Origin of the sequence: Aquabacterium sp. OR-4 (assembly GCF_025290835.2) — a bacterium.
Taxonomy (GTDB): Bacteria; Pseudomonadota; Gammaproteobacteria; order Burkholderiales; family Burkholderiaceae_C; genus Pseudaquabacterium.
Genome location: NZ_JAOCQD020000001.1, coordinates 1,965,107 through 1,986,070, shown reverse-complemented (window position 1 = coordinate 1,986,070; position 20,964 = coordinate 1,965,107). Strand labels below are relative to the sequence as shown.

Sequence of the window (20,964 nt, the reverse complement as noted above, 5' to 3'; positions counted from 1 at the left end):
CAGCTGAACGCTCTTTAAGAAACGCACGCAAGCTTTTGATCTTGCGTGTGTTTCCGGCCTAACCTACACTCGCCACGCACGACCAATACCGATTATTCCGTTGGGCTCCACCCCCTTGAACATGAAGCTTCCCCTGCCGTCGTTGCTGCTCGCCCTTCTGGTGGCCGTTTCAGTGGCTGCGCCGGCCAGTGCGCGTGAGTCGTCGCGCAAGCCTGCCGCCAAGCCGGCCAGCAGCGCAGCGGCCAAGGCCAAGCGCTCGTTCAAGGCCGAGGTCAAGCCCGAGCCCCGGTTGCGCGCCAAGGCCGCTGGCAAGCTGGCCGGCGGCAAGGGCCTGCGCCGGGCCGCGGTGCTGGGCGCGGCGGGCGTTGCGGCGGTGGCTGCGGCCGAGCCGCTGCGCGCGTCGTTCGGCCAGATGCAGGGCCTGCATGCCAACAACGACCCGCTCGAGCTGAAGTCCAGCGTGGCCCTGGTGATCGACCAGGACACCAACGAGGTGCTGTTCAGCAAGAACCCCGACGCGGTGCTGCCGATCGCCTCGATCACCAAGCTGATGACCGCCCTGGTGGTGGTGGAAGCGCGGCAGTCGCTCGACGAGGTGCTCACCGTCACCCAGGACGACATCGACACCGAGAAGGGCAGCCGCTCGCGCCTGGCCGTGGGCACCCAGCTCACCCGCCGCGAGATGCTGCACCTGGCGCTGATGTCGTCCGAGAACCGCGCCGCCAACACGCTGGGCCGCCATTACCCGGGTGGCCTGGTGGCGGCCGTGGCCGCCATGAACCGCCGTGCCGACAGCCTGGGCATGCGCGACACCCAGTTTGCCGAGCCCACCGGGCTGTCCAGCCGCAACCAGTCGAGCGCACAGGATCTGGCCAAGCTGGTGCGCGAAGCCCACCACGTGCCGCTGCTGCGCGAGTTCTCCACCTCGCAGGAAACCCAGGTGGCCGTGGGCAAGCGCGTGATGCAGTTCCACACCACCAACGGCCTGGTGCGCAGCCCCAACTGGGACATCGGCCTGCAGAAGACCGGCTACATCTCCGAGGCCGGCCGCTGCCTGGTGATGCAGGCCCAGCTGGCCGGGCGCAAGCTGATCATGGTGCTGCTGGATTCGGCCGGCAAGTACTCGCGCATCGGCGATGCCGAGCGCCTGCGCCGCTGGCTCGACAACGCGCCCATTGCGGTGGGTGGCGCGCGCCGGCCGGTGTCCTGATTCAGCGCCCGGGCGGCCAAGGCCCGATGGCCGCTTGGCCCATTCGACCGACGGCCGCCTTGTGCGGCCGTTGTGCTGTCGGGCTGGCCCGTTCTCTCAGCCGCGAAAGCCCAGGGCCGACGAGATCTGCGCGGCCGTGGCCTTGACCCGCTCGGCCCAGCCCTCCTCGATGCGGTCGGCCGGGGCCGACACCGACAGCCCGGCCACCAGCCGGCCCTGGTCATCGAAAATGCCGGCGGCGATGCAGCGCACGCCCAGCTCGAGCTCTTCATCGTCGCGCGAGACGCCGGTCTGGCGCAGCTGCGCCAGCTCGCGCTCGAGCCGGCCGATCTCGGTGATGCTGTTGCGGGTGTGGCCGGCCAGGCCGGTGCGGGTGGCATAGCCGCGCACGCGCTGCGGGTCGTCGTGCGCCAGGAACAGCTTGCCCACCGATGTGAGGTGCAGCGGCGCGCGCCCGCCCACCGCGCGCACCACCTGCATGCCCGAGCGTTCGCTGTAGGTGCGCTCGATGTAGACGATCTCGTCGCCCTGGCGCACCGACAGATTCACCGGCTGGTGGGTGAGCTTGTGCAGCTCGCGCATCGGCGCCAGCGCGGCGTCGCGCACGTCGAGCCGCGCCTTCACCAGGTTGCCCATCTCGAGCAGGCGCATGCCCAGGCGGTAGCTGCCGGCCTCGGGGCGGTCGACATAGCGGCCGATGGCCAGGTCGTTGAGGATGCGGTGCGCGGTGGACGGGTGCAGGCCGGTGCGCTCGCTCAGTTCTTTCAGCGACACCGGATCCTGGTGTGCAGCCAGCACGTCGAGCAGCGAGAACATGCGCTCGATCACCTGGATCGCGGGCGTCTGACCTTCTTTCTTCGTGCTCATGGGGGTCTCGGAGAGTTGCCCTCATTTTTGCATGGCGAAACCCTGCGTGCCGGCGCTCAGCACAGCTGCCGCGCCGCTGCCAGGCCGGCGCGCACCGCAGCTTCCAGCGTGGCCGGGTAGGGGCCCTGCACATAGTCGCCGGCCGCCACCAGGCCGGGCGCCACCGCGGCCGGTGGCCGCTGCAGGCCGGGCGTGCAGGCAAAGGTGGCGCGCCGCTCGGCCGCGATGGCGCGCTGCACCTGGGCCTGCGGGCCACTGAAGGCCCCGGGGAAGGCCAGGCGCGCCTGGGCCAGCACGGCCGCGCCGGTGGCCGACAGGCCGTGCGCCACCCACGGCGCGGCGCCACTGACGACAAAGGCGAACTCGCCGGGCGCCAGCCCCAGCGCGCCCAGATCGAACACGAACTGCGCCGGCGCCTGGGCATCGGCGGCCAGCGCCAGCATCGGCTGCGGCAATTGCAGGCCGGCCTGGTGCAGCCACACGGTGATGATCGGCTCATGCGGCAGCGCCGCGGCGGCGGCCGACCACGGTGGCGCCAGCGTGGCGCACAGGCGGGCCGCCTCGGTGCTGTTGCAGGCCAGCACCACGCCATCAAAGGCCTCGCCGTCCACCTGCCAGCCGGCGCCATCGGCCGCCAGCGCCTGCACGCGCCGGCCCAGGTGCAGCGTGGCGCCCTGGGCCTGCAGCCAGGCCAGCGCCGGCGTGGGCAACAGGGCCGACAAGGGCGCGCGCGGCAGCAGCAGATCGGCCCCGCCGGGCCCCGAGAACAGCGCGTCGCGCAGCACGCGCAAGAACACCGTGGCGCTGGCCTGGGCCATTGGCGTGTTCAGCGCGGCCACGCACAGCGGCTCGATCAGGTCGTGCTGGATGCTGGCCGGCAGGCCGCGGCACAGCGCCGACACGCTGGTGCCCGGCGCGCAGCGAAAGCCGCGCAGCAGCCAGCCGCCGGCGGCGCGCAGCAGGGCCAGGCGTGCGGCCAGCGGCCAGCCGCGCGCGGCCAGCACGCCGCGCACAAAGGCCGGCACCGGCGCGCCGGCCGGCAGGCGCAGGCCGTGCCCGTCGGGCGTGCACAGCGCCAGCGGGCCGCGCCACAGCAGGCGCTCGGGGTCGGCACCCACCCGGCGCATCAGCGCCAGGGTGTCGGTGTAGGCGCCGATCAGGATGTGCTGGCCGTTGTCGCGCGGGGTGGTGCCGGCCTGCGCTGCGGCGCCGGCCGCACTGCGCGCGCGGCCACCGGCGGCCGGGGCCATCTCGTACAGCGTGACCTGCGCGCCGCGTGTGCGGGCTTCTACCGCGGCAGCCAGGCCGGCCCAGCCGGCGCCCACCACGGCCACGCGGCGGCAGGGCGGCCGGCGTTTTGGCGCAGGCACTGCCGCCGCTTGGGTTTCAGCGGCCACGCCAGTGCGTGAGCATCGCGATCCACAGCTTGCGCAGCGGGGTCAGCGAGGTGCGCTGGTGCAGCACCTGGAACTGGTCGGCCTCGATCTCGCGCAGCAGGGTGCGGTAGATGTTGGCCATCATCAGGCCCGGTTTCTGCGCCTGGCGGTCGGCAGCCGGCAGCAGGGCCAGCGCGTCGTCGTAGCAGCGGTGGGCGCGCTCGGCCTGAAAGCGCATCAGCGCGGTGAACCGCTCGCTGTAGCCCCAGGGCGAATCGCGCTTGAGCAGCTCGTGCGCCTTGACGTCGAACTGCTGCAGCTCGCTCATCGGCAGGTAGATGCGGCCGCGGCGAGCATCGTCGCCGACGTCGCGGATGATGTTGGTGAGCTGCAGCGCCAGGCCCAGGCGGTGCGCGTACTCGATGGTCACCGCTTCGGTGTGGCCGAAGATGCGCGCGGCCACCTCGCCCACCACGCCGGCCACCAGGTGGCAGTAGCGGCGCAGGCCGGCAAAGTCGAGGTAGCGGGTCTGGGTGAGGTCCATCTCGCAGCCCTCGATCACCGCGTTCAGGTGTTCGGCGCGGATGTCGTAGCCGGCCACCAGCGGCATCAGCGCCTGCATCACCGGGTGGCTGGGCTGGCCGGCAAAGGCCCGCGCCACCTCCTGGCGCCACCAGGCCAGCTTGGTGGCGGCCACGCCGGGGTCGCTGACCTCGTCGACCACGTCATCCACCTCACGGCAGAAGGCGTAGAAGGCGGTGATCGCGGCGCGGCGCGGCGGTGGCAGGAACAAGAACGCGTAGTAGAACGACGAGCCGCTGGCGGCGGCCTTGTCCTGCACATACTGCTGCGGCGTGGTGGTGGCGGGCGTGTTCACCGGGCGGTCACTCCCGCGGCGGGCGGCGTGGCCTGCATGCGCCAGGCGCGCCACAGCAGCAGCGGGCCATCCAGCGGGCCCAGCACCGGACGCTGGTTCAGGCAACGAAACTGCATGGCCTCGATTTTCTCCAGGATGCGCAGCCCGCCCTGCACCACGAGCCGCAATTCCCAACCCAGGCGGCCCGGCACGCGCAGCGCCAGCGGCGCGCCCTGGTGCATCAGCGTGCCGGCCCAGGTGCACAGCTCGCGCCACAAGGCCTGGCTTTGCGGCGTGTGGCGGCCGGCCGCGGCCAGCTGGGCCAGGTCGTCCAGGCGCAGGCCGTGGCGCTGCGCATCGGCCTCGGGCACGTAGTGGCGGCCGCGCGGCAGGTCGCGGCTGGGGTCTTGCCAGAAGTTGATCAGCTGCAGCGCGGTGCAGATGGCGTCCGATTGCGCCAGCGAGCGCGCGTCGTGCACGCCGGCCAGGTGCAGCATCAGCCGGCCCACCGGGTTGGCCGAATGGCGGCAGTAGTCGAGCAGGGCGGTGCGGTCGGGGTAGCGCGGGTTGTGGGTGTCGCGCTCGAAGGCGCTGAGCAGGTCGTTCAGCGGAGCCAGCGGCAGCCGGTGGCGGGCCATGGCCTCGGCCAGCGGGTTGAACACCGCCGGCCAGTCGGCGGCCTGGGTGGTGCCCAGCGCGGCCCGGTGCAGGGCTGCGCGGTAGCGGGCCAGCTCGCTGCGGCGCTGGGCGGCCGGGGCATCGCCCTCGTCGGCCATGTCATCGGCGCTGCGCGCGAAGTGGTAGATGGCCACCACCGCGCCGCGCATGGCCGGCGGGCACAGCCAGCTGGCGACCGGAAAGTTTTCGTAATGATTGACGCTCACCCGTCGGATTGTCCGCTGCCGGCGGCCTTGCTTGCCGGCCGCCTTCGGGTTTGACACAGGTCAGTTGGGGCTCGTACATTACTGACCGGTCAGTCATTAATGCGATGTGTGCGCCAAGTGCATGTCGACCAAGCAATGCCCCACGCCCTGCGCCCCTTGCTGCTCGCCCTTGTCACCCTGCCGCTGTTGTGGGCCTGCAGCCCGCCGCCGCCGGCCGACGCCCCGCTGCGCGCGGTGCGCACCATGACCGTGCAGCCGGGTCAGGCCGGGCTGACGCACGACTACGCGGCCGAGATCCGCGCGCGCACCGAGTCGCGGCTGGGCTTCCAGGTGGGTGGCAAGCTGGTCGAGCGCATGGTCAACCTGGGCGACCAGGTGGCCGCCGGCCGCGCGCTGGCGCGCATCGACACCCGTGACCTGGCACTGGGCCAGCAGGCCGCCAGGGCCTCGGTGCAGGCGGCCCAGGTGCAGGTGGACCTGAACCAGGCCGACTACCAGCGCTACAAGGAGCTGCGCGACAAGGGCTTCATCAGCGGTGCCGAGCTCGAGCGCCGCGAAACCACGCTGAAGGCCAGCCGCGCCGCGCTGGAGCAGGCGCGCGCCCAGGCCGGCGTGCAGGACAACCAGGCCGGCTACGCCGTGCTGACGGCCGGCGCCGCCGGCGTGGTCACCAGCGTGGATGCCGAACCCGGCGCCGTGCTGGCCGCCGGCACCAGCGTGCTGCGGCTGGCCCACGACGGGCCGCGCGACGCGGTGTTCAGCGTGCCCGAAGACCGCGTGGACAGCGTGCGTGCGCTGCTGGGCAAGGCCGGCGCGCTGGCGCTCAAGCCCTGGGGGGCGGCCGACAAGCCGCTGCCGGCCACGGTGCGCGAGGTGTCGGCGGCGGCCGATCCGGCCACGCGCACCTTTCTGGTCAAGGCCGACATCGGCAGCGCCGCGCTGCGCCTGGGCCAGACGGCCACGGTGGCGATTGCCGCGCCGCTGGGCAGCGCGGTGATCAAGCTGCCGCTGCAGGCCTTGTTCGAGCGCGGCGGCAAGCCGATGGTCTGGCGCGTCGACCGCGCCAGCATGGTGGTGCAGGCCCGCCCGGTGACGGTGGCCGGCGCCGAGGGCAACCTGGTGCTCATCGGCCAGGGTCTGGCGGCCGGAGAGTCGGTGGTCACGGCCGGCGTGCACACGCTCAACGAGGGCCAGAAGGTGCGCTGGTACCAGGAGCCCGCGGCCGCCGCAGCCCCGGCCACCGCCCATGCGATTGCCGCAGCTTCGGCACCCGCGGCATCCGTGGCCGCCTCGGGCACCCGCTGACGCGCCCGCACCGCCACAGGCTGCCGACATGAACACCACGCCGACCGCGGGCACCGAGCCCGCCCGCTTCAACATCTCGCGCTGGGCGCTGGAGCATCCCGACCTCACCCGCTACCTGCTGGTGGTGATGCTGCTGCTGGGCTTTGCCGCTTACTTCCAGCTGGGCCAGGACGAAGACCCGCCGTTCACCTTCCGGACCATGGTGGTGCAGGCCTACTGGCCCGGGGCCACCGCGCAGCAGGTGGCCGAGCAGGTCACCGACAAGATCGAGCGCACGCTGCAGGAGGTGCCGCATGCCGACATCATCCGCAGCTACACCAAGCCTGGTGAATCGCTGACGCTGCTGAACGTGAAGGACAGCGCGCCGCCCAAGGAGGTGAGCAACACCTGGTACCAGGTGCGCAAACGCATCGGCGACATGCGCAGCACGCTGCCGCAGGGCGTCATCGGGCCGGTGTTCAACGACGACTTCGGCGATGTCTACGGCTCGATCTTCGCGCTGTCGGCCGATGGCTTCTCGAACGAGGAGCTGCGCGTCTTCGCCGAGAGCCTGCGCTCGCAGCTGCTGCAGGTGCCCGACGTGGCCAAGGTCGAGCTGTTCGGCGTGCAGGCCGAAAAGATTTTCATCGAGATCCCCGGCAAGCGCCTGGCCCAGCTGGGCCTGGACATGAATGCCGTCCTGGCCCAGCTGGCCGCGCAAAACGCGGTGGAAGGCGCCGGCCTGCTCGACGCCGGCAGCCAGAACCTGCAGGTGCGCGTGGCCGGCGCCTTTGGTTCGGTGGCCGAGCTGCAGCGCTTTCCGATCCGCGGCGTGAACGCCGCCACCGGCCAGGCCAGCACCCTCCGGCTCGGCGACATTGCCGAGATCCGCCGCGCCACCATCGACCCGCCGGCGGTGAAGGTGCGCCACCAGGGCAAGCCGGTGATCGCGCTCGGCGTGTCGATGGCCAAGGGCGGTGACATCGTGGCCCTGGGCAAGGCCTTGCGGGCGCGGGCCGAGGCCATTCGCGCCGACCTGCCGGCCGGCATCACGCTCGAGCAGGTGCAGGACCAGCCCAGCGCCGTGACGCGCTCGGTCAGCGAGTTCATCCGCGTGCTGGTCGAGGCCGTGGTGGTGGTGCTGGCGGTCAGCTTCATCAGCCTGGGCCTGCACACCAAGCCGCTGCGCATCGACGTGCGCCCCGGCCTGGTGGTGGGCATCACCATCCCGCTGGTGCTGGCCATCACCTTCGTCACCATGTACTACTGGGGCGTGGGCCTGCACAAGATCTCGCTGGGCTCGCTGATCATCGCGCTGGGCCTGCTGGTGGACGACGCCATCATTGCGGTCGAGATGATGGTGCGCAAGATGGAGGAGGGCTACGACAAGCTGCGCGCCGCCACCTTTGCCTACGAGGTGACCAGCATGCCCATGCTGACCGGCACGCTGATCACCGCGGCCGGCTTCCTGCCCATCGGCCTGGCCAAGTCGACCACCGGCGAATACACCTTCGCGATCTTTGCCGTCACCTCGGCCGCGCTGGTGATCTCGTGGCTGGTGTCGGTGTACTTCGTGCCCTACCTCGGGGCCTGGCTGCTGAAGGTCAAGCCGCAGGTCGACGGCGAGGCCCACGAGCTTTTCGACACGCCCTTCTACAACCGCTTCAGGCGCCTGGTGAACGCCTGCGTCCGGCACCGCTGGATCACGCTGCTCATCACCGTGGCGCTGTTCGGCGCCGGCATCGTGGGCATGGGCAAGGTGCAGCAGCAGTTCTTCCCCGATTCAAGCCGGCCGGAGATCCTGGTCGACCTGTGGCTGCCCGAAGGCAGCACGCAGCGCGAGACCGAAGGCGTGGCGCGCCGCTTCGAGGCCCGCATGCAGGCCGAGCCGGCGATGGAATCGGTGACCACCTGGGTGGGCAGCGGCGTGCCGCGTTTCTACCTGCCGCTGGAGCAGCTGTTTCCGCAGACCAACGTGGCCCAGCTGATCCTGCTGCCCAAGGACCTGGCGGCGCGCGAGCAACTGCGCAAGACCCTGCCAGCCCTGCTGGCGGCCGAGTTTCCCGAGGTGCGGGCGCGGGTCAAGCTGCTGCCCAACGGCCCGCCGGTGGCCTACCCGGTGCAGTTTCGGGTGATGGGCCCCGATGCGGTGCAGGTGCGGCGCTATGCCGACCAGGTGCGCAGCGTGCTTGCGGCGCATCCGTCGATGCGCGGCGTCAACGACAACTGGAACGAGTCGATCAAGGCCATCCGGCTCGACATCGACCAGGACAAGGCCCGCGCGCTGGGCGTCACCAGCCAGTCGATCGCGCAGGGCTCCAAGGCGGTGTTCTCGGGTGCCACCGTGGGCCAGTACCGCGAAGGCGACAAGCTGGTCGACATCGTGCTGCGCCAGCCGGCCGACGAGCGCAACGCCATCACCGACCTGGGCAATGCCTATGTGCCCACGGCCAGCGGCAAGGCCGTGCCGCTGACCCAGGTGGCGCAGATCGGCTTCGCCTTCGAGCCCGGCGTGATGTGGCGCGAGAACCGCCGCTACGCCATCACCGTGCAGGGCGACGTGATCGAGGGCGTGCAGGGCCCCACGGTCACCAAGGTGGTGTGGCCGCAGCTGGCCGAGCTGCGCAAGCAGATGCCGCCCGAGTACGAGGTGCGCATCGCCGGCACGCAAGAAGAAAGCAGCAAGGGCCAGGGTTCCATCGCCGCCGGCCTGCCGGTGATGCTGTTCATCATCTTCACGCTGCTGATGCTGCAGCTGCACAGCTTCTCGCGCGCCATGCTGGTGTTCCTGACCGGACCGCTGGGCATTGCCGGCGTGGCCGGCGCGCTGATGCTGTTCGACCGGCCCTTCGGCTTTGTGGCGCTGCTGGGCGTGATCGCGCTCAGCGGCATGATCATGCGCAACTCGGTGATCCTGATCGACCAGATCGAGCACGACCGTGCCCGCGGCGTGCCGGCCTGGCATGCCGTGGTCGAGGCCGCGGTGCGGCGCTTCCGGCCCATCGTGCTGACGGCCGCGGCCGCGGTGCTGGCCATGATCCCGCTCACCCGCAGCGTGTTCTGGGGGCCGATGGCGGTGGCCATCATGGGCGGCCTGATCGTCGCCACGGCGCTCACGCTGCTGGCCTTGCCGGCCATGTATGCGGCCTGGTTCCGGGTGCGGCAGCCGGTGCCCGGCCATGCGCCGGTATCCGCTGCGCTGCCGCCCGGCTAGAATCGCCGGTTTACCGGATCGCCCGGGAGGTCGGCTTCGCCAGTTTGTATGGCTGGAGCCGGTTTCCCTCGTACGTTTTGACCGGTGCCTCGGCAGCCCTCGCGGGTTGCCCGGGCAGCGGCGAAGAGACAACCCGCGCGGGTGGCGAAATCGGTAGACGCACCAGGTTTAGGTCCTGACGCCTTCACGGGCGTGCCGGTTCGAGTCCGGCCCCGCGCACCAGAAACGATTCATTTGCGAGTCTCCACCATGGCTGTCACTGTAGAAACCCTCGAAAAGCTCGAACGTCGCATCACCCTGACGATTCCGGCCGATTCGCTCAACACCGAAGTCGAGTCGCGGCTGAAGAAGCTCTCGCGCACCGTCAAGGCCGACGGCTTCCGCCCGGGCAAGGTGCCGATGTCGGTGGTGGCCCAGCGCTACGGCTGGTCGGTGCAGAACGAGGTCATGAACGACCAGCTCGGCCGTGCCTTCGCCAGCGCCGCCAACGAAGCCCAGCTGCGCGTGGCCGGCACGCCGCGCGTCACGCCCAAGGAAGACGCGCCCGAAGGCCAGCTGGCCTTTGACGCCACCTTCGAGGTCTACCCCGAGGTCAAGCTCGGCGAGCTGTCGGCCGTGGAAGTCGAGCGGGTCACCAGCGAGGTGACCGACGCCGCGATCGACCGCACCGTCGACATCCTGCGCAAGCAGCGCCGCACCTTCGCGCAGCGTCCGGCTGCCGAAGGCGCCGCCGAAGGCGATCGCGTGACCATCGACTTCGAAGGCAAGATCGACGGCGAGCCCTTCGATGGCGGCAAGGCCGAGGGCTTCCAGTTCCTGATCGGCGAAGGCCAGATGCTCGAGCAGTTCGACAAGGCCGTGCGCGGCATGAAGGTCGGCGAGAGCAAGACCTTCCCGCTGCAGTTCCCCGAGGATTACCACGGCAAGGACGTGGCCGGCAAGGAAGCCGACTTCCTGGTCACCACCAAGAAGATCGAAGCCCAGAACCTGCCCGAGGTGGACGAGGCCTTCATCAAGAGCCTGGGCCTGGAAGACGGCACGGTCGACGCGCTGCGCGCCGACGTGAAGAAGAACCTCGAGCGCGAGGTCAAGTTCCGCGTGCTGGCGCGCAACAAGTCGGCGGCCATGGACGCGCTGGTCAAGGTGGCCGAGCTCGACCTGCCCAAGGCCCTGATCGACAGCGAGCTCGAGCGCCTGGTGGCCTCGGCCCGTGAAGACCTGAAGCAGCGCGGCATGAAGGACGCCGACAAGGCGCCGATCCCCACCGAGATCTTCACGCCGCAGGCCGAGCGCCGCGTGCGCCTGGGTCTGGTGGTGGCCGAACTGGTCAAGTCGAACAACCTGCAGGCCAAGCCCGAGCAACTGCAGGCCCACATCGAAGAGCTGTCGCAGAGCTACGAGAAGCCGACTGAAGTGGTGCGCTGGTACCTCAGCGACCGCCAGCGCATGGCCGAGGTCGAGGCCGTGGTGATCGAGAACAACGTGGCCGAGCACGTGCTGGCCAATGCCAAGGTGGTCGAAAAGGCGCTGCCCTTCGACGAGCTGATGACGGCCTGATCCAGGCGCTGCCGCGGTCCGGCTGGCCCTGTGCCACACCGGATCCCGGCCCGACGGGGCGAACGACTAGCAGGGTCGTCGCCCCGTTTTTCATCGCCTGCAGCCCTTTCGCATGCGGGTCATAATCGACGCAGACCGTTTTTCGAGGACTTTCATGAGCGCATTGGAGACGCAAGCCCTGGGCCTGGTGCCCATGGTGATCGAGCAGTCGGGCCGGGGTGAGCGTGCTTACGACATCTACAGCCGCCTGCTGCGTGAGCGCATCGTGTTCCTGGTGGGCCCGGTGAACGACGCCACGGCCAATGTCGTGGTGGCGCAGTTGCTCTTCCTGGAGAGCGAGAACCCCGACAAGGACATCTTCCTGTACATCAACAGCCCGGGCGGCAGCGTCTCGGCCGGCCTGTCGATCTACGACACGATGAACTTCATCAAGCCCGATGTCTCCACGCTGTGCATCGGCATGGCGGCCAGCATGGGCGCCTTCCTGCTGTCGGCCGGCGCCAAGGGCAAGCGCGTGTCGCTGCCCAACAGCAAGATCATGATCCACCAGCCGCTGGGCGGCGCCCAGGGCCAGGCCACCGACATCGAGATCCATGCCCGCGAGATCCTCAAGACCCGCGAGCAGCTCAACAAGATCCTGGCCGAGCGCACCGGCCAGCCGCTTGAAAAGATCCAGGCCGACACCGAGCGCGACTACTTCATGTCGGCCGATGACGCCAAGAGTTATGGCCTGATCGACCAGGTGATCGCCCAGCGCGGCTGACCGGCCGCGCCTTATCATCGGCTCGCGGCTTCCGCAATCCTCCCGCCCTCTCTCCGCACACGATTACCCACCATGGCCGAAAAGAAGGGCGCCTCAGGCGAAAAAGTCCTGTACTGCAGCTTCTGCGGTAAGAGCCAGCACGAGGTCAAGAAGCTCATCGCCGGCCCGTCGGTGTTCATCTGCGACGAGTGCATCGAGCTTTGCAACGACATCATCCGTGACGAGGCTCCGGCCGAAGGCGCGGCAGCCAAGCCCGGCAAGAGCGAACTGCCGGTGCCGGCCGAGATCAAGAGCACGCTCGACAACTACGTCATCGGCCAGGATGCGGCCAAGCGCACGCTGTCTGTGGCGGTGTACAACCACTACAAGCGGCTCAAGCACATCGGCAGCGGCAAGGACGAGGTCGAGCTCACCAAGAGCAACATCCTGCTGATCGGGCCCACCGGCTCGGGCAAGACGCTGCTGGCCCAGACCCTGGCCCGCCTGCTCAACGTGCCCTTCGTGATCGCCGACGCCACCACGCTGACCGAAGCCGGCTACGTGGGCGAGGACGTCGAAAACATCATCCAGAAGCTGCTGCAGAACTGCAACTACGACGTCGAGCGCGCGCAGCGCGGCATCGTCTACATCGACGAGATCGACAAGATCAGCCGCAAGGCCGACAACCCCAGCATCACCCGCGATGTCTCGGGCGAGGGCGTGCAGCAGGCCCTGCTGAAGCTGGTGGAAGGCACGATGGCCAGCGTGCCGCCGCAGGGCGGGCGCAAACATCCCAATCAAGACTTCCTGCAGATCGACACGACCAACATCCTGTTCATCTGCGGCGGCGCCTTTGACGGCCTGGAAAAGGTCATCCAGAACCGCACCGAGAAGTCGAGCATCGGCTTCTCGGCCAGCGTGCACAGCAAGACCGAGAAGCGTGCGGCCGATCTGTTCCGTTCAGCCGAGCCGGAAGACATCATCAAGTTCGGCCTGATCCCCGAGTTGGTCGGCCGCCTGCCGGTGGTGGCCACGCTGGGCGAGCTGACCGAGGACGCCATGGTGCAGATCCTCACCGAGCCCAAGAACGCGCTGGTCAAGCAGTACCAGAAGCTGTTCTCGATGGATGGTGTCGAGCTCGAGATCCGCCACTCCGCGCTCAGCGCCATCGCGCGCAAGGCGCTCAAGCGCAAGACCGGGGCGCGCGGTCTGCGCTCCATCATGGAACACGTGCTGATCGACACGATGTTCGATCTGCCAACGCTGGACGGCGTGGCCAAGGTGGTGATCGACGAGCACATCGTCGAGGAAGGCGCCAAGCCGCTGCTGGTCTATCGCGAACACAAGGCCAGCGCCTGAAAGCGGGGGCGCTTTGCTGCTGCGCCCACCGATCTCGGTTCTGTGCTGCTCGCCGTACGGGTGTACGGCTGTGCTGCTCGAACCGACCTCGGCGGGCTCACGACGCAATTCGCTCCCCGCTTTCTGTGACGAAGCCATCCGAGGCTTGCGTTTGACCTGTTCACTTGCATTCCCCTGCTCGGGCCCCATGTCGGTCTGAGAAAGAGAGGTCTCCCATGTCAGGACATCCTGTTCTCCCCCCTGAACCGATCACGCTGCCGCTGCTGCCGCTGCGTGATGTGGTCGTGTTCCCGCACATGGTCATCCCGTTGTTCGTCGGGCGTCCCAAGTCGATCAAGGCGCTCGAGGCCGCGATGGAGGCCGGCCGCCAGATCATGCTGGTGGCGCAGAAGGCCGCCGGCAAGGACGAGCCCAAGCCCGAGGACATGTTCGAGATCGGCTGCATCTCCAGCATCCTGCAGATGCTGAAGCTGCCCGACGGCACCGTGAAGGTGTTGGTTGAAGGCGTGCAGCGCGCCGAAACCCGCGAGATCCACGACGGTGCCGAGCACTTCACCGCCGAGGTGGTGCCGGTGCAGCCCTCGGCCGAGACCAGCCCCGAGGTCGAGGCCCTGCGCCGCGCCGTGACGCAGCAGTTCGACCAGTACGTCAAGCTGAACAAGAAGATCCCGCCCGAGATCCTCACCAGCATTGCCGGCATCGATGATCCGGGCCGCCTGGCCGACACCATTGCCGCGCACCTGCCGCTCAAGCTCGAAGCCAAGCAGTCGGTGCTCGACCTGTTCACCGTCGCCAAGCGCCTTGAGAAGCTGCTCGAGCTGCTGGAGCACGAGGTCGACATCCTGCAGGTGGAAAAGCGCATCCGTGGCCGCGTCAAGCGCCAGATGGAGAAGAGCCAGCGCGAGTACTACCTGAACGAGCAGGTCAAGGCCATCCAGAAGGAACTGGGCGATGGCGAAGAGGGCGCTGACCTCGAAGACCTTGAGAAGAAGATCAAGGCCGCGCGCATGCCCAAGGATGCGCGCAAGAAGGCCGAGGGCGAGCTGAAGAAGCTCAAGCTGATGTCGCCGATGTCGGCCGAGGCCACGGTGGTGCGCAACTACATCGACACCCTCGTCAACCTGCCCTGGGCCAAGAAGAGCAAGATCAAGCACGACCTGCCGCATGCGGAGGATGTGCTCAACGAAGACCACGCCGGCCTCGAGAAGGTCAAGGAACGCATCCTCGAGTACCTCGCGGTGCAGCAGCGAGTCGACAAGGTCAAGGCGCCCATCCTGTGCCTGGTGGGCCCCCCGGGCGTGGGCAAGACCTCGCTCGGCCAGAGCGTGGCGCGTGCCACCGGACGCAAGTTCGTGCGCATGGCGCTGGGCGGCGTGCGCGACGAGGCCGAGATCCGTGGCCACCGCCGCACCTACATCGGCTCGATGCCGGGCAAGGTGCTGCAGAGCCTGACCAAGGTGGGCGTGCGCAATCCGCTGTTCCTGCTCGACGAGATCGACAAGCTGGGCATGGATTTCCGCGGCGACCCGTCGTCGGCCCTGCTGGAGGTGCTCGATCCCGAGCAGAACCACACCTTCAGCGACCATTACGTCGAGGTTGATTTCGACCTGTCGGACGTGATGTTCGTGGCCACCAGCAACTCGCTGAACATCCCGCCGGCCCTGCTCGACCGCATGGAAGTGATCCGCCTGTCGGGTTACACCGAGGACGAGAAGGTCAACATCGCCCAGGTCTACCTGCTGCCCAAGCAGCGGCAGAACAACGGCGTGAAGGACGAGGAGCTCGAGGTCACCGAGGCCGCCATCCGCGGCGTGATCCGCTACTACACCCGCGAAGCCGGCGTGCGCTCGCTCGAGCGCGAGATCAGCAAGATCTGCCGCAAGACCGTCAAGGGTCTGCAGCTCAAGCAGTACCCGGGCAAGGTGGTGGTCAACGACGAGAACCTGAACGACTTCCTGGGCGTGCGCAAGTTCGACTTCGGTCGCGCCGAGAAGAAGAACCAGGTGGGTCAGGTGGTGGGTCTGGCCTGGACCGAGGTGGGCGGCGATCTGCTGACCATCGAGGCCGCGGTGATGCCCGGCAAGGGCGGCATCATCCGCACCGGTTCGCTGGGCGACGTGATGAAGGAGTCGGTCGAGGCGGCCCGCACCGTGGTGCGCAGCCGCGCCGCGCGGCTGGGCATCAAGGACGAGCTGTTCGAGAAGCGCGACATCCACATCCACGTGCCCGACGGCGCTACGCCCAAGGACGGCCCCAGCGCAGGCATTGCGATGACCACCGCCTTCGTCTCGGCACTCACCGGCATCCCGGTGAAGGCCGATGTGGCGATGACCGGCGAGATCACGCTGCGTGGCGAGGTCACGGCCATCGGCGGCCTGAAGGAGAAGCTGCTGGCGGCCCACCGCGGCGGCATCAAGACGGTGCTGATCCCGGAAGAGAACGTCAAGGACCTGCAGGACATCCCCGAGAACGTCAAGAACAGCCTCGACATCATGCCGGTGCGCTGGATCGACCGGGTGATCGAACTGGCGCTCGAGTCGATTCCGAGCGCGCTGCCCGAAGACGAGGCCGCGGCCGCGCCGAAGGTGGACGCACCCAAGCCCGAGGTGGCGGGTGGTGCGGTGGGCGTCGACGGCCTGCCGCACTGAGCTTGGCTGGCACCGGCGCCGTGCGATTTTTTTCGCGCAGCGCTTGTGCGGCAGGCTTTGGTCTGTATAGAATGCGAGCTTCGCTGAACAGCAATGCGACGCGAAGCAGTTGAAACGCACGATCACCAAGCGTTTCAGCCATGCGGGAGTAGCTCAGTTGGTAGAGCGCAACCTTGCCAAGGTTGAGGTCGCGAGTTCGAGCCTCGTCTCCCGCTCCAGGTTCTTGAAAACGGGAAGCCCAGGCTTCCCGTTTTTGTCAGAATGGTCAGCGCGGCCTGCGCTTCTGGCGCACCCCGCTCCGCACTGAACATCGGCGCGATAGCAAAGCGGTTATGCAACGGATTGCAAATCCGTCTAGTCCGGTTCGACTCCGGATCGCGCCTCCAGTCCAATCGAAGCCCCGCCGATGCGGGGCTTCGTCGTTCTGGGCTGTGCTTCACGATGCGTCGTTGCCGCGCGCACCGGTTACAGCTTGCTTGCAAACTTGAACCGGCCTGCGCGCAGGAATCCGCGCGTGCCCGCCGTTCGGCGCGGTGGTGTCTTGGCCCGCGGCCGGTGCGTCGCTACAGTGCGCCGCAACCCTTCCCGCAAACCATGCGAAAGCGTGGGACGCAAAGCCTCCGGCCTAACGCCGTGATCCGACGATCACGGCCACGGTAGCGGGGCTGCCGGCCGATGTTCATTGGCTGGCCTCGATCGAACCGAGGCATGTTTCCATGACTGTTTCTTCTGTGCATCCGCACCGGCGGATCTCGCTGGCGCTCGCCTGTTCGGCGCTGATGGCCGCCGCGCCTGCGGCGCTGGCCTTCCAGGGGGCGGCCAGTGTCGCCGAGCAGGATGGGCCGGGCACCGACCGGCTGATCATCAAGTACAGCAAGGCCAGCGGCCTGATGCCCAGCACGCGTGGCAAGCAGCTGGCCGACAACGCCGGCCGTCGCCATGGCGTGCAGCTGAACCATTGGCGCCAGACGGCTGCCGGCGCGCAGGTGTTCAAGCTGAGTCGCCGCATGGGCCATGTCGAGGCCGAATCGCTGGCGGCCAGTCTGCGCTCGGCCGATGCCACGATCGAGTACGCCGAGCCCGACCGCCTGCTGCAGCCGCTGTTCGTGCCCAACGATGCGCTGTACAGCCAGCAATGGGCCTTGTTCGATGCCACCGGCGGCGTGCGCGCGCCCGCGGCCTGGGACCGCGCCACCGGCGCGGGCGTGACCGTGGCAGTGATCGACACCGGTGTGCGCCCGCACGTCGATCTGGCGCCCAACCTGCTGTCGGGTTATGACTTCATCACCGACACCCTGGTGTCGGCCGATGGCAACGGCCGCGATGCCGACGCGCAGGACCCTGGCGATGCGGTGGCCGCCGGCTTCTGCGGCACCGGCACGGCGGCCTCGCGCAGCTCGTGGCATGGCACGCACGTGGCCGGCATCGTGGCGGCGGCGGCCGGCAATGCGGCCGGCGTGGCGGGCGTGGCCTTCAACGCCCGGGTGCTGCCGCTGCGCACGCTGGGGCGTTGCGGCGGCTACACCTCGGACATTGCCGACGCCATCGCCTGGGCGGTGGGCACGCCGGTGGCCGGCCTGCCGAACAACGGCACGCCGGCGCGGGTGATCAACCTGTCGCTGGGCGGCATCGGTGGCTGCGGCACCACGACCCAGAACGCCATCAACACCGCGCGCGCCGCCGGGGCGGTGGTGGTGGTGGCCGCGGGCAACAGCGCCATCGATGCCACCCGTGCCACGCCGGCCAATTGCAGCGGTGTGGTGGTGGTGGCGGCCACCGGCAAGAGCGGCGGCAAGGCCTCGTACTCGAACTACGGCAGCAATGTGAGCCTCGCGGCACCCGGTGGTGACAGCGCGGGCGGCATCTTGTCGACGCTGAACACCGGCACCTCGGTGCCGGCCGCCGACAGTTACGCCGCCTACATGGGCACCTCGATGGCCACACCGGTGGTCAGCGGTGTGGCCGCGCTGATGCTCAGCGCCAATCCGAAGCTCACGCCCGACCAGGTGGCCAGCCTGCTCAAGAGCACGGCGCGCGCGTTTCCGGCCACGTGCAGCGGTTGTGGCGCGGGCATCGTGGATGCGTCGGCCGCGGTGGCGGCCGCGGTGGGGGCCCCCACCGTCACGCCGGTGCCGGTGGTGACTGTGGCCACGCTCAAGGAAGTGGAGCCGAACAACACGCTGGCCACAGCCCAGGTGGTGGCCAGCCTGCCGGTCAATGTGAGCGGCAGCGTGGCCAGCAATTCCGACCTCGACCACTACCGGGTCACGCTGGCCGCGGGCCAGTCGATCACCGCCACGCTGACCGCCGGCAGCAATTCGGGCTTCGGCCTGGCGGCGCTGAGCAGCAGCGGCCAGACGATCTACAGCGCCACCGGCGTGGTTGGCCGCAGCCAGCAGGTGACCATCCGCAACAGCGGCAGCAGCGCCACCACGCTGGTGCTGCGGGTGCTGCGCAGCACCGGCACCACCGGGGCCTACGCCTTGGCACTGAAGAACTGATGCTTCAGGCTGCCGGGCCGCCTGCCCGGGCGGCCGGCGGCCCAAAACGACAACGGCGGCCCGCGGGCCGCCGTTGTGCTTTGCAGGGCCGCCGCGGCCATTGCCGCAGCGTCTGCCGCTGCTGGGGCTTACTTCAGCGCGTCGCTCAGGCGGGCGATGATCTGGCGCGCGGCGTCGCCGGTTTCGGCTTCGCCGGCGCTGGTCAGCACGCTCACCCGGCTGGCATTGCCTTCGGACTTGACCAGCACGCGGTAGCGCACCGGCTTGGCTTCGGCGCCGCCGCCAAACAGCTTGGCAAAGAAGTTGGGCTCTTCGCGGCCGGCGAACTTGGGGTCGATGTAGCGCACGAAGTAGACGCCGGCGCTGCGGTCGCGGTCTTCCACGCTGAAGCCGCTGCGGTCGAGCGCCAGGCCCACCTGACGCCAGGCGCGGTCGAAGCCCTCGGGCAGGGTGATCGCGGTCTCGGTGCCTGCCGAAGGCGCGGGCCGGGCGCCGGCGGGCGGCGCGGCCGGCGTGGCGGGGGCGGTCTTGGCCGCGGCCACCTGGGTGGCCTCGTCCTTGCCGCCCAGGCGCAGCATCATGCGGTTGAGAAACTCGGCCTCGAGGTCGCGGTCCTGGGCCCGCGGGCGCCAGGCGGTCTGGCCTTCGCGGGCCTCGAGGTAGACCTCCTCCAGGCCGCGGTGGGTGAGGTAGACCTCGCTGCCGCCTTCGGCGCTGCGCTCGATGCGGACGCGGAAACGGTCGCGCGTGCCTGTGTCGTACAGGTTCTCGAGCACGCGGCCCAGGGTGCGGCGCACCAGATCCTGCGGCAGCTTGGCGCGGTTTTCAGCCCAGTCGGTTTCAAGAATGCCCAGCTGTGCGTCGTCGACCACCAGCGTGAAGCCGCGTTCCTGCCAGAAGCTGCGCAGCAGCGGCAGCACCTTCTCGGGCGCCTGGCCGGTGGCCAGCCAGCGCTCGCTGCCCTGGCGCACCAGGCGCACATCGCCCACCGCGGCCGGTGCCACGGCGGGGGTGCCCGGCGCGGCGGTGGTGCCGGCAGCAGGCGCGGTGCCGGCCGGCTGGCGCATGGCGGCGGCGCTGACCACACCGCCTTGCGGCTGGTAGCGGCCGTCGCGGGCCAGCTGGGTGAGGTCGGGCGGAATGTCCAGCGGCTGGGTCTTGGCGCTCTGCGAGCGGTAGTCCACCTTGTTGTCGCCACCGAGCGAGAGCGAGCCATCCAGCGTCGAGCAACCGGCAAGCGCCCAAGCCAGCGCCAGGGTGGCGCAGCGCAGCGGGGTGACGGCAAAGGGGGCATTCACGTGGCAGGTCTCCTGGGGCGATTCGGCGCATTGCGGCGCCGGCAGAACCGCGCGGCGCGCGGTGGAAGAAGTAGGGTGCGGCATGCGGCCGGGGCGCGTCACAGCAGGCCGGCGTCGCGCAGCGCGGCGTCAACCAGGCCCTGGCCGGCCGGCGTGAGCGGCGTGATCGGCAGGCGCACCACGGTGTTGCCCAGGCCCAGCCGCGACAGCGCGTACTTGGTGGGCGCCGGGCTCGGCTCGCAGAACAGCTGCTTGTGCAGCGACAGCAGGCGCAGGTGGATCTCGCGCGCCTTTTGCACCTCGCCGCCGATGGCCGCCATGCACAGCTGGTGCATCAGCCGCGGCGCCACGTTGGCGGTGACGCTGACGTTGCCGTGGCCGCCCAGCAGCATCAGGGCCACGGCGGTGCCGTCGTCGCCCGAGTAAATCGAGAAGCCGGCCGGGGCGTGCTTGATCAGCTGCGCGGCGCGCTCGATGTTGCCGGTGGCTTCCTTGATGCCGATGATGCCGGGCACGCTGGCCAGGCGCAGTGCGGTCTCGGGCGCCATGTCGGCCACGGTGCGGCCGGGCACGTTGTAGAGCACCACCGGCAGATCCACCGCCTCGGCGATGGCCTTGAAGTGCTGGTAGATGCCTTCCTGCGACGGCTTGTTGTAGTAGGGCACGACCTGCAGAGTGCAGTCGGCGCCCACGTCCTTGCTGAAGCGGGTGAGCTCGATGGCCTCGCGCGTGCTGTTGGCACCGGCGCCGGCCATGATGGGCACGCGGCCCGCGGCATGCGACACCGCCACGCGGATGATCTCGCAATGCTCTTGCACCGAGACGGTGGGCGACTCGCCGGTGGTGCCGACGACGCCGATGCAATCGGTGCCTTCGGCGATGTGCCAGTCGATCAGGCGGCGCAGGCCGGGGTAGTCGACGCTGCCGTCTTCATGGAACGGCGTGACGAGCGCGACGATGCTGCCAACAATGGGTCTCATGCGGATTCCTCGAGAACGGGCGATTTTAGCCGGCCGGGCGGGGGCTTCCGGCCCGACCGACCCGGGTTTGTGCCAGGGCCCGCGCCCGCGGGTGGCGCTGGCGCGCGGGTCGGCGGGTGTTCAGGCGGCTGGAGCCTGCAGGGCGTGGCGTTCAGGGGCCGCGGCGGGCGCGGCGTCGGCGCTGGGGG

The 20,964-nt window shown here is 69.4% G+C and carries 14 protein-coding genes, 3 tRNA genes and 1 riboswitch; of the genes, 11 read left to right on the top strand and 6 right to left on the bottom strand.

The window, feature by feature from the left end; all coding sequences use genetic code 11:
- The first annotated feature begins 121 nt into the window (after nucleotides 1–121).
- On the top strand, nucleotides 122–1,210 hold the full coding sequence (gene pbpG / locus N4G63_RS08620) for a D-alanyl-D-alanine endopeptidase (protein WP_260787913.1): 1,089 nt from the start codon (nucleotides 122–124) through the stop codon (nucleotides 1,208–1,210).
- A 96-nt stretch (nucleotides 1,211–1,306) separates the two neighbouring features.
- Here pbpG and N4G63_RS08615 read toward each other — a convergent pair whose 3' ends face one another.
- From N4G63_RS08615 to hpnC, 4 genes are read right to left on the bottom strand one after another with little or no spacing between them, the layout of a single operon-like run.
- The gene (locus tag N4G63_RS08615; RefSeq protein WP_260787912.1) at nucleotides 1,307–2,077 is read right to left on the bottom strand and encodes an IclR family transcriptional regulator; all 771 of its coding nucleotides are present in this window, start codon (nucleotides 2,075–2,077) and stop codon (nucleotides 1,307–1,309) included.
- A gap of 56 nt (nucleotides 2,078–2,133) precedes the next feature.
- Nucleotides 2,134–3,447 (bottom strand): hydroxysqualene dehydroxylase HpnE, encoded by a 1,314-nt coding sequence (hpnE, locus tag N4G63_RS08610; protein ID WP_314599583.1) that lies wholly within the window; start codon nucleotides 3,445–3,447, stop codon nucleotides 2,134–2,136.
- Nucleotides 3,448–3,463: 16 nt separating this feature from the next.
- The gene (hpnD, locus tag N4G63_RS08605) at nucleotides 3,464–4,330 is read right to left on the bottom strand and encodes a presqualene diphosphate synthase HpnD (RefSeq protein WP_260787910.1); all 867 of its coding nucleotides are present in this window, start codon (nucleotides 4,328–4,330) and stop codon (nucleotides 3,464–3,466) included.
- Entirely contained in the window at nucleotides 4,327–5,193 is an 867-nt protein-coding gene (gene hpnC, locus N4G63_RS08600) for a squalene synthase HpnC (protein WP_260787909.1), read from the bottom strand. Before hpnC ends, hpnD begins: the two co-directional genes overlap by 4 nt.
- 156 nt (nucleotides 5,194–5,349) lie before the next feature.
- Here hpnC and N4G63_RS08595 point away from each other — a divergent pair, with 156 nt between their 5' ends.
- From N4G63_RS08595 to N4G63_RS08550, 10 genes are all read left to right on the top strand, one after another.
- A complete protein-coding gene (locus tag N4G63_RS08595; protein WP_314599582.1) occupies nucleotides 5,350–6,498 on the top strand; it encodes an efflux RND transporter periplasmic adaptor subunit in 1,149 nt (382 codons plus the stop codon).
- A 28-nt stretch (nucleotides 6,499–6,526) separates the two neighbouring features.
- Entirely contained in the window at nucleotides 6,527–9,691 is a 3,165-nt protein-coding gene (locus tag N4G63_RS08590; RefSeq protein ID WP_260787908.1) for an efflux RND transporter permease subunit, read from the top strand.
- Between the two features lie 135 nt (nucleotides 9,692–9,826).
- Nucleotides 9,827–9,913, top strand: a tRNA-Leu gene (locus tag N4G63_RS08585).
- A gap of 27 nt (nucleotides 9,914–9,940) precedes the next feature.
- A complete protein-coding gene (tig, locus tag N4G63_RS08580; protein ID WP_260787907.1) occupies nucleotides 9,941–11,248 on the top strand; it encodes a trigger factor in 1,308 nt (435 codons plus the stop codon).
- Nucleotides 11,249–11,402: 154 nt separating this feature from the next.
- Complete coding sequence (gene clpP / locus N4G63_RS08575; RefSeq protein WP_260787906.1) at nucleotides 11,403–12,011, top strand: ATP-dependent Clp endopeptidase proteolytic subunit ClpP; 609 nt, start codon at nucleotides 11,403–11,405, stop codon at nucleotides 12,009–12,011.
- A gap of 72 nt (nucleotides 12,012–12,083) precedes the next feature.
- Nucleotides 12,084–13,349, top strand: coding sequence for an ATP-dependent Clp protease ATP-binding subunit ClpX (gene clpX / locus N4G63_RS08570; RefSeq protein WP_260787905.1), 1,266 nt, complete (start codon nucleotides 12,084–12,086; stop codon nucleotides 13,347–13,349).
- Nucleotides 13,350–13,564: 215 nt separating this feature from the next.
- Nucleotides 13,565–15,997: an endopeptidase La gene (gene lon / locus N4G63_RS08565; protein WP_260787904.1), complete on the top strand. Its 2,433-nt coding sequence runs from the start codon at nucleotides 13,565–13,567 to the stop codon at nucleotides 15,995–15,997.
- Between the two features lie 142 nt (nucleotides 15,998–16,139).
- A tRNA-Gly gene (locus tag N4G63_RS08560) sits at nucleotides 16,140–16,215 on the top strand.
- Nucleotides 16,216–16,309: 94 nt separating this feature from the next.
- Nucleotides 16,310–16,383: transfer RNA gene (locus N4G63_RS08555), tRNA-Cys, on the top strand.
- 190 nt (nucleotides 16,384–16,573) lie between these two features.
- Nucleotides 16,574–16,670, top strand: a riboswitch (cyclic di-GMP riboswitch).
- A 43-nt stretch (nucleotides 16,671–16,713) separates the two neighbouring features.
- Nucleotides 16,714–18,498: a S8 family serine peptidase gene (locus N4G63_RS08550; protein ID WP_314599581.1), complete on the top strand. Its 1,785-nt coding sequence runs from the start codon at nucleotides 16,714–16,716 to the stop codon at nucleotides 18,496–18,498.
- A gap of 128 nt (nucleotides 18,499–18,626) precedes the next feature.
- Here N4G63_RS08550 and bamC read toward each other — a convergent pair whose 3' ends face one another.
- Both bamC and dapA read right to left on the bottom strand, forming a co-directional pair.
- Nucleotides 18,627–19,796: an NlpB/DapX family lipoprotein gene (gene bamC / locus N4G63_RS08545; RefSeq protein WP_260787900.1), complete on the bottom strand. Its 1,170-nt coding sequence runs from the start codon at nucleotides 19,794–19,796 to the stop codon at nucleotides 18,627–18,629.
- 98 nt (nucleotides 19,797–19,894) lie between these two features.
- Nucleotides 19,895–20,776: a 4-hydroxy-tetrahydrodipicolinate synthase gene (gene dapA, locus N4G63_RS08540; protein ID WP_260787899.1), complete on the bottom strand. Its 882-nt coding sequence runs from the start codon at nucleotides 20,774–20,776 to the stop codon at nucleotides 19,895–19,897.
- Nucleotides 20,777–20,964 lie beyond the last annotated feature (188 nt).